Here is an 8,715-nt window from a genome sequence, read left to right as displayed (position 1 = left end):
CGACGCGGGAGGGTCTTGTTGGTGTGGGTTGGCTGCTGGGTTGTTCTCCTCCCCCCCCCCCCCCCCCCCCCCCCCCCCCCCCCCCCCCACCGCGGCCAGCGCGGCCAGGAAGCGATCCACCGTCTCCCGGTCCCGCACCGCGATCCGCAGGTACCGCGAGTCCAGCCCGGGGAAGGTGTCCCCCCGCCGGACGGCGAAACCCTTCTCCCGCAACCTTTCCCGGACGCCGTCAGCGGGAAGCCGGACGAGGACGAACGGTCCTCGCGGCTCACCCAGCACCTCGACGCCCAGCGCGGTCAAGCCTGAAACCAGGTACTCCCGGTCCGATTCCGCCGCCGCCGCCAGCTTCTCGGCTTCCTCCAGCGCCGCTGGACGGCAGCACGCGACCACGGCGACGGCGGCGAGCGACGATACCGACCACGGTGGCTGGACCGCGCGCAGTCTGTCCACAACGGACTCGTCCGCCAGTACGTATCCGGCGCGCAGCCCGGCGATCCCCCAGGTCTTCGTCAGGCTGCGGAGGACGGCGAAACCCGGTTGCCCCGCAACGCTTTCGGTTTCGCCGGGGACGGCGTCGAGGAACGCCTCGTCGACGACGACCAGTCTGCCCGGGCGGCCGAGGGCGAGCAGGTCCGCCGCCGGGTGCAGAACCGAAGTCGGATTCGTGGGGTTTCCGACGAAGACCAGGTCCGCTTCGTCCGGGACGCCACCCAACCGGAAACCGTCGTCGGGCGACAACAGGACCCGGCGCACTCGGTGTCCGGCCGCGCGCAAAGCGACTTCCGGTTCGGTGAACTGCGGGTGCACGACCACGGCGTGAGCGGGCCGCAACGCCGTGGCGAGCAACGTGAAGGCCTCGGCCGCGCCGGAGGTCACCAGCACTCGCGACTCCGGCAGCGAGTGCCGGGCGGCCACCGCGGCGGTCGCGGCGGTGACGTCCGGGTAGGCGGCCAAGTCGTCGAGAGCCGCGGCGAGTTCGCCGCGCAGCCAGGCGGGCGGCGCCGGGAGCCGGACGTTGACCGCCAGGTCGACGAGCCCCTCGCCGACCTCGCGATCGCCGTGGTGCCAGAGGTCGTAGTCAGCCATGGTCGTGCACCGCTGCGGCGAACCGTTCGGCGAGTTCGGGGTAGCCCGCCCAGTGAACGTGCAGGTAGGACGCGTGCAGCGACGCGGACGCGAAGCCGTCGGGCGTGCGGTCCCAGCCCCAGGCCGGGGCCGGACCGCTGCCGGGTTCGACGATCGTGCGGTGGAATTCGTGGCCGGTGACGCGTTGTCCCGCGACGGCCAGCACACTGTCCGCGGGCGAGAAAGCCTTGCGGTAGCCGAGTTTCCCGCGTTTGGTCATGGTGGCCGATGCGTCGAGGACACCGGTCATCGGCAGACCGTCGATGTCCTGGCACAGATACAACAGTCCCGCGCATTCCGCCACGACGGGCATGCCGTCGCCGACGGCCCTGGCCACCGCCGTCCGCAACGGGACGTTCGCCGACAGCTCTTCGGCGTGCACCTCGGGAAAACCGCCGCCGAAGTACAGCCCGGCGCAGCCTTCGGGAAGCTCCTTGTCCTGCAACGGATCCATCTCGACGACGTCGACGCCTGCCGCGGCCAGCAGTTCGACGGCCTCGGTGTAGCGGAAGGTGAACGCGGGACCGGCCGCGGCGGCGACGACCGAACGCCGTCCGTCGTGGGAAAGCGGCGGGCGCCAGGGCTCCCCGGAAAGGCGGGAAGCCGATCGCGCGACCCGCACGACAGCGCCGAGATCCACTCCCTCGCTGATCCATCCGGCCAGTTCCGGCAGCAGCCGCGCCGACTCGCTCGCCCGTTCCGCCGCCGGGACCAGGCCGAGGTGACGGCTGGGCGCGTGGATCTCTTCGTTGCGGTACAACTTTCCCAGCAGCGGGACGCCGGTCGCCTCCAGCGCGGTGACGATCTCGTCCGCGTGCCGCCGCGAGCCCAGCTTGTTGAGGATGACACCGGCGAGCCGGACGCGCGTGTCGTACTGCGCGAACCCGAGCACGGTCGCGGCGACACTGCGCGACGCGGCCGAGGCGTCGACGACGAGCACCACCGGAGCGTCCAGCAGCCGTGCGACATGCGCCGTCGACGCGTACCCCTCGGTGCCGAGCGCCCCGTCGAACAGGCCCATCACGCCTTCGATGATCGCGATGTCGGCACCGGCGGAACCATGCCGCAACAAGGGAATCAGCCGGTCCTCGCCCTGGAGGAACGGGTCGAGGTTGCGCGGCGGCCGTCCGGTGGCGAGGGCGTGGTAGCCCGGGTCGATGAAGTCGGGGCCGACCTTGTGCCCGGACACGTTCAGCCCCCGCGCCCGCAACGCCGCCATCAGCCCCGCGGCGATCGTGGTCTTGCCGTGCCCGGAACCGGGTGCGGCGATGACCACGCGATTCACCATTCGATGCCTCGCTGGCCTTTTTGCCCGGCGTCCATCGGATGCTTCACCTTCGTCATCTCGGTGACCAGGTCCGCCGCCTCGATCAGCTCCGGCAGCGCGTACCGGCCGGTGATCACCACGTGCTGGTGACCGGGGCGCGAGGTCAGCGCCGAGACGACGTCGTCCACTTCGAGCCAGCCCCATTTGAGCAGGTAGCTGAATTCGTCGAGCACGTAGAAGTCGTGGGTTTCGGCGGCGAGACGGCGTTTGATCTCGGCCCAGCCCTCACGGGCGTTGGCGGCGTGGTCCTCTTCGGAGCCGGATTTGCGGGCCCAGCTCCAGCCTTCGCCCATCTTGTGCCACTCGACCGGGCCGCCCTGTCCGGTGTCCTCGTGCAATTTGCCGAGCGCGCGGAACGCGGCTTCCTCGCCGACACGCCATTTCGCCGACTTGACGAACTGGAACACGCCGATCGACCAGCCCTGGTTCCACGCGCGCAATGCCATCCCGAAAGCGGCCGTGGACTTACCCTTCATCTCGCCGGTGTGCACGGCGAGCAGCGGGCGGTTACGGCGCTGACGGGTGGTAAGACCGTCGGCGGGTACGGTTTCCGGCTTGCCTTGTGGCATTACGCGGCCCTTCCGGAAATGCGGGTGCGGACGGCGCCCGCGAGGGTGTCCGCGGCGACCTCGGCGATCGGGACATGTTCCGCGCCAAGGTGTTCCGCCAGTTCCGCGGCGAGCCCGAGGCGCATTTTGCCGCTCTCGCAGTCCATCACGACCGAGGTCACGTTCCCGGCCAGCAGCCCGGCCGCCTGCTTCGCGCGCTGGACGGCGTCGGGGCCACTGGTCGCGCGGCCGTCGGTGACGACGACGAGCAGTGGACGGCGCAGTGGATCACGGACCGCTTCGATCCGCAGGACCCGGGCCGCCTCGAGGAGTCCCTCGGCCAGCGGCGTCCGGCCGCCGGTCGCGAGACCGGCCAAACGGGACGCCGCGGCGTCGACACTGATCGTCGGCGGGAGCGCGAGTTCGGCACCGGAGGCACGGAAAGTCACCAGGCCCACCTTGTCGCGTCGCTGGTAGGCGTCGAGCAACAGGGACAGCACGGCGGTCTTGACCTCGCGCATCCGCTGCCGCGCGCCCATCGAGCCGGAGGCGTCGACGCAGAACAGCACCAAGTTGCCCTCGCGCCCTTCCCGCCGGGAGAACCGCAGATCCCGGGGCCGCACCACGAGTCCGGCGCCGCTGCGTCCGCGAGACCGCTGGTGCGGGGCGGCCGCGCGTACGGTCGCGAGCAGATGCGGATGCCCGTCCTTGGTCCCGGCGGGCTGGACGCCGATGGTCCGGCCGTTGGTGGTGATCGCGCGGGACCGCCGTCCGGCGGCGCCCTCGCCGGTGCCCTTTACCTCGAAACGCCTGGCACGAAAGGCTTCCCCGGCGCCGACCGGCTTCTGCTCGCCAGCGCTCCGGCCGCCGCCCGAGGGCTCCTGACCGCCCTCCGACGGCGGCGGACCCGGAGTTTCGCCGCCCTCCGGCGGGGCCCCCGAACCGGGGCCGTCATCGTCAGGGCCCGGCCCTTCCGGCTCGGCGTCTTGCAACGCCTGCTCCAGCTGTTCCTCGGAGATCCCGGGCGCGTCGAAGGGATTCCGGCGACGGCGGTGCGGCAGCGCGAGCCGGGCCGCGACCCGGACGTCCTCGGTGGTCACCTCGGTGCGTCCGGCCCAGGCGGCGTGCGCGACGGCCGTCCGCGCGGTCACGATGTCCGCGCGCATCCCGTCGACCTCGAACGAGGCGCAGATCTCGGCGATCTGCCGCAGCGCGTCGTCCGGAAGCTTGACCGACGGCAGAAGTCGTTGCGCCGCCTCGATGTCCGCGGCGAGCTCGGCGTCGGCCGCGGCGTACTGGCCGGCGAAACCGTCGGGATCCGCCTCGTAGGCGAGCCGCCGCCGGACGACCTCGACCCGCAGTTCGGGATCCCGGCTGGACGCGACCTCGACGGTGAGGCCGAAACGGTCCAGCAACTGAGGCCGCAGTTCGCCCTCCTCGGGGTTCATCGTGCCGATGAGGACGAACCGGGCGGCGTGCGAGACCGAGACGCCCTCGCGCTCGACGGTCGCGCGGCCCATGGCGGCGGCGTCGAGCAGCGTGTCGACCAGGTGGTCGTGCAGGAGGTTGACCTCGTCCACGTACAGCAGCCCGCGATGCGCGGCCGCGAGCAGACCGGGCTGGAAATCGGTGACGCCGTCGGCCAGCGCGCGTTCCAGGTTCAGCGAGCCGATCACGCGGTCTTCGGCCGCGCCGACCGGCAGTTCCACCAGCCGTGCGGGACGGCGGTGCCCGGGCGAACCTTCGGCGTGCGGACCGTCGGGGCAGGCGGGATCGGGCTCGACGGGATCGCAGGAGAACCGGCACGCGTCCACGACGTCGACGCCGGGCAGCAGACCGGCCAGCGCGCGCACCATCGTCGACTTCGCCGTGCCTTTCTCCCCGCGCACCAGCACCCCGCCGACGGCGGGCGAGATGGAGGAAAGCACCAGCGCCAGGCGCAGATCCGGCATCCCCACAACGGCGGTGAACGGGTACGGCTTCACAGCACTCCTCGTCGTCGATGATCCGGTGCGATCATCGCATAGGAATTCGGTCATCTAACGTGACCGAGGTGCGCGAAAAATCACCCCTGACGGTCGTCGGGATCGGAGCCGACGGCTGGCCCGGGCTGTCCTCGCAGGCCAGGGAAGCGGTGCTGGACGCGGACGTGGTCGTCGGCGCTCCGCGTCAGCTCGCGTACTTGCCCGCCGGGATGAAAAGCGAACCCTGGCCGAGCCCGCTCCTGCCCGGACTGGACGAGTTCCTCGCCGGAAGAGAAGGCCGCGTCTGCGTGCTGGCCAGCGGCGATCCCCTGCTGTCCGGCATCGGCACGACGCTGGTCCAGCGCGGTTACGACGTCGAGATCCTGCCCGCGCTGTCCTCGGTGACGCTCGCCCGCGCGAGGCTCGGCTGGCCGGCGGAGGAGACCGAGGTGGTCACCGTCGTCGGCCGCGCGATCGGCCGGGTGAGCCGGGCCTTGGCGCCCGGCCGGAAGATCCTCGTTCTCGGCGCGAACGCCGAAGACCTGCTCGACCTGCTCAAAGCCCGCGATTACGGCAAGAGCCGCGTCACCGCGCTGTCCGACCTCGGCGGCCCCGGCGAGCGGATCGGCCCCGGCTCGCTGACGGTGTTCGCCATCGAGGCCGACGGGCCCGCCCTGCCACTGACCGGCCTCCCGGACGACGCCTTCGAGCACGACGGGCAGCTCACCAAACGCGACCTTCGCGCTTCCGCGCTGGCCAGGCTCGCGCCGTCACCCGGCGAACTGCTGTGGGACGTCGGCGCGGGCGCGGGCAGCGTCGGGATCGAGTGGTCCCGGGTGCATCCGCTGAACCGGGCGATCGCGATCGAGCGCCTCCCGGAGCGGGCCGCCCGGATCACCCGGAACGCGGACGCGCTCGGGGTCCCGGAACTCGACGTGGTGCTCGGCCCCGCGCCGGAAGCACTCGAAGGACTGGCCAGGCCACACGCGATCTTCGTCGGCGGCGGGCTGACCGTGCCCGGTGTCCTGGACGCCTGCCTGGCGACCGGCGCACGGATCGTCGCGCACGGCGTGACCCTCGAATCCGAACAGGCACTGGCCCGCGCGTACGGCGAACACGGTGGTGAGCTGATCCGTGTCGCCGTCGACCAGGCCACGCCGCTGGGCGGATTCACCGGCTGGACCCCGGGGCGGGTCGTCACACAGTGGAACTATCGGAGCAAACCTTGAGCGTGCACTTCATCGGAGCCGGACCCGGCGCGGCGGACCTCATCACCGTCCGGGGCCGTGACCTGCTCGGCCGCTGCGACACCTGCCTGTACCCCGGCAGCATGACGCCGACAGCGCTCTTGGCGTACTGCCCTCCGGAGGCAGCGCTCATCGACACCGCGAATCTCGACCTGCCCGCGATCGTCGAGCGCATGGTGGAGGCCCACGAGAACGGCCATGAGATCGCGCGGCTCTGTTCCGGCGATCCGTCGATCTACAGCGCCGTCGCCGAGCAGATGCGCCGTCTCGACGTCGCCGGCGTTCCGTACGACGTCACGCCGGGTGTTCCCGCGTTCGCCGCCGCGGCCGCGCTGCTCAAGCGCGAACTGACCGTGCCCGAGGTCGGCCAGAGCCTGGTCATCACGCGGGCCCAAGCCCGGTCCACCGCCATGCCACCGGGTGAAACGCTGGAGAATTTCGCGCGCACCGGCACCACCCTGGCGCTGCATCTGGCCGTCAACCGCATCGAGCAAGTAGTCGACGAATTGCGGCCCTTCTATCAAGAGAACTGCCCAGCGGCGGTGGTCGCGCTGGCGAGTCAGCCCGGTGAACAGGTGCTGCGTGGCACGCTCGGCACCATCGCCGCGCGGTCCCGTGAGGCCGGGATCAGCCGCGCGGCGATGATCTTCGTCGGGGAAGTCCTTGCCGCCGAAGGGTTTCCCGACAGCTTCCTGTATTCGGCCACCCGTGATCGCGCCAACCAACCGGAGTCGCTGTGAAGAACGTGCGCTGGGGCCTGCTGGCCGCCGGGACCATCGCCGCCGAGTTCGCGGCGGGCGTCGACGAGAGCAAGCACGGCGGGCTGGAGGCCGTCGCCGCGCGGTCCGGGGACCGGGCGGCCGAGTTCGCGGGCCGCTTCGAGATCCCGAAATGCTACAGCTCCTACGAAGACCTGCTCGCCGATCCCGACGTCGACGCGATCTACATCTCGACGCCGCATCCCCTGCACGGCGAATGGGCGATCCGCGCGGCCGAGGCCGGCAAGCACATCCTGTGCGAGAAGCCGCTGACCGTGTCCGTCGCCGAAGCCGAGAAGGTCATCGAGGCGGCCCGCGTCAACGACGTCTTCCTCATGGAGGCGTTCATGTACCGGCTGCATCCGCAGATCCGGCGGCTGGCCGAGCTGATCTCCTGCGGCGCCATCGGCGAGGTCCGTGCCGTGGACGTCGCCTTCAGCTACAACTTCGCGGTTCCCCGGCTCACCGACCCCGCGCTGGGCGGCGGCGGGATCTTCGACGTCGGCTGTTACTGCACGTCGCTCGCGCGGCTGGTCTCACAGGCGGCGACCGGGCAGGACGTCGTCGAGCCCGAAGAGGTGCTCGGGATGGCCAGGCTCGACGAGAACGGCGTCGACGAGGTCGCGTTCGGCTTGCTGCGGCTGCCCGGCGGAATCCTCGCCCAGTTGGCGTGCGGCTTCCAGCTGACACAGGACGACCACATCCGTGTCTACGGCTCGCAAGGACAGCTGTACGTGCCGAAACCGGCATGGATCCACGAAATGCGCGAGCCGAAGACCTCGCAGATCGTCCTCACGCCGGAAGGCGGCGAGCCCGAGGTGATCGAGGTCGAAGCGACTCAAGGCCTCTTTGCTCGCGAAGCCGACCACGTCGCCGCGCATCTCGAAGACCGGCAGGCGCCCGAACTCACCTGGGCGGAAACGCTCGCCAATCTGCGCACGCTCGAACGGTGGCGCGCGGCCGTGATGCGATGACCGGCGCGATGAAGCTGCTGATCCTGGGCGGCACCGGCGAAGCACGCGAACTCGCGAAGGAACTGGTGGCGCGCGGCGCGCATGTCGTGTCGTCGCTCGCGGGCCGAGTCGCGCGACCGAAACTGCCCGACGGTGAAGTCCGTGTCGGCGGCTTCGGCGGCCCGGAAGGTCTCGCGCGCTGGCTGACCGAGAACGACGTCGACGCGGTGATCGATGCCACTCATCCCTTCGCCCAGCGTATCGGCGCCAACGCGGCGGAAGCCGTCCGCGCGACGGGCACGCCGCTGCTCCGGCTCGCCAGGCCCGGCTGGACCGAACAGCCCGGCGACACGTGGCACTGGGCCGACGACCTCGGCCACGCCGCGCGGCTGCTCCCGGCTCTCGGCGAACACGTGTTCCTCACCAGCGGACGTCAAGGGCTCGCCGCCTTCGCCGGACTCGATCTCCGGTTCCTGATCCGCTGCGTCGACCCGCCCGAGGCGCCGCTCCCCCGTCGGCACGAAGTCCTGCTGGACCGAGGGCCGTACACGGTGGACGGGGAACGCGCGCTCATGGAACGGCACGGCATCGAAGTCCTCGTCACCAAGGACAGCGGCGGCGCGATGACCGCCGCGAAACTCACCGCGGCCCGCGGGCTCGGCCTCCCGGTGGTCGTCGTCCGTCGGCCGCCGCGACCCGGAACGGCCGGCGTGACGACAGTTCAGGACGCTGTTACCTGGATCGGTGACCAGGAGAAGGGCAGCCCTGCGTGAGCCGTTCGGACCAGACCCGT

Annotated in this window: 8 protein-coding genes; 4 read left to right on the top strand and 4 right to left on the bottom strand. The window is 71.2% G+C overall.

Annotation, left to right across the window (positions count from 1 at the left end):
- The 4 genes from cobC to ACZ6DT_RS26160 all read right to left on the bottom strand — a co-directional run.
- Window positions 1–1,086 (bottom strand): Rv2231c family pyridoxal phosphate-dependent protein CobC (gene cobC, locus ACZ6DT_RS26175; protein ID WP_465599850.1); only part of this gene is annotated, 1,086 nt, incomplete at its 3' end.
- A complete protein-coding gene (locus ACZ6DT_RS26170) occupies window positions 1,079–2,413 on the bottom strand; it encodes a cobyrinate a,c-diamide synthase (RefSeq protein WP_465599848.1) in 1,335 nt (444 codons plus the stop codon). The genes ACZ6DT_RS26170 and cobC, both read right to left, overlap by 8 nt.
- Complete coding sequence (gene cobO / locus ACZ6DT_RS26165) at window positions 2,407–3,021, bottom strand: cob(I)yrinic acid a,c-diamide adenosyltransferase (protein ID WP_465599846.1); 615 nt, start codon at window positions 3,019–3,021, stop codon at window positions 2,407–2,409. Before cobO ends, ACZ6DT_RS26170 begins: the two co-directional genes overlap by 7 nt.
- Complete coding sequence (locus ACZ6DT_RS26160; protein WP_465599844.1) at window positions 3,021–4,985, bottom strand: putative cobaltochelatase; 1,965 nt, start codon at window positions 4,983–4,985, stop codon at window positions 3,021–3,023. Before ACZ6DT_RS26160 ends, cobO begins: the two co-directional genes overlap by 1 nt.
- 59 nt (window positions 4,986–5,044) lie before the next feature.
- Here ACZ6DT_RS26160 and cbiE point away from each other — a divergent pair, with 59 nt between their 5' ends.
- The 4 genes from cbiE to ACZ6DT_RS26140 are packed head-to-tail and all read left to right on the top strand — an operon-like array spanning window position 5,045 to window position 8,695.
- A complete protein-coding gene (cbiE, locus tag ACZ6DT_RS26155; protein WP_465599842.1) occupies window positions 5,045–6,193 on the top strand; it encodes a precorrin-6y C5,15-methyltransferase (decarboxylating) subunit CbiE in 1,149 nt (382 codons plus the stop codon).
- Window positions 6,190–6,951, top strand: a complete 762-nt coding sequence (gene cobM, locus ACZ6DT_RS26150) for a precorrin-4 C(11)-methyltransferase (protein WP_465599840.1) — start codon at window positions 6,190–6,192, stop codon at window positions 6,949–6,951. Before cbiE ends, cobM begins: the two co-directional genes overlap by 4 nt.
- Window positions 6,948–7,943 (top strand): Gfo/Idh/MocA family protein, encoded by a 996-nt coding sequence (locus ACZ6DT_RS26145; RefSeq protein ID WP_465599838.1) that lies wholly within the window; start codon window positions 6,948–6,950, stop codon window positions 7,941–7,943. The genes cobM and ACZ6DT_RS26145 overlap by 4 nt, the downstream gene beginning before the upstream one ends.
- Before the next feature lie 8 nt (window positions 7,944–7,951).
- Window positions 7,952–8,695 carry a cobalt-precorrin-6A reductase gene (locus tag ACZ6DT_RS26140; protein ID WP_465600053.1) on the top strand — a complete coding sequence of 248 codons (744 nt, stop codon included), beginning with the start codon at window positions 7,952–7,954 and terminating at the stop codon, window positions 8,693–8,695.
- The last annotated feature ends 20 nt before the right edge of the window (window positions 8,696–8,715 follow it).

The organism is Amycolatopsis sp. NPDC041971 (assembly GCF_055588925.1).
The sequence above is the reverse complement of the archived record's forward strand: the minus strand, read 5'-3'. Positions and strand labels throughout refer to the sequence as shown.

What these genes read in the sequence shown, in the direction of transcription:
- ACZ6DT_RS26170 (WP_465599848.1), bottom strand. Translation starts at nt 2,413, where the DNA reads ATGGTGAATCGCGTGGTCATCGCCGCACCCGGTTCCGGGCACGGCAAG.
- cobO (WP_465599846.1), bottom strand. Translation starts at nt 3,021, where the DNA reads ATGCCACAAGGCAAGCCGGAAACCGTACCCGCCGACGGTCTTACCACC.
- ACZ6DT_RS26140 (WP_465600053.1), top strand. Translation starts at nt 7,952, where the DNA reads ATGAAGCTGCTGATCCTGGGCGGCACCGGCGAAGCACGCGAACTCGCG.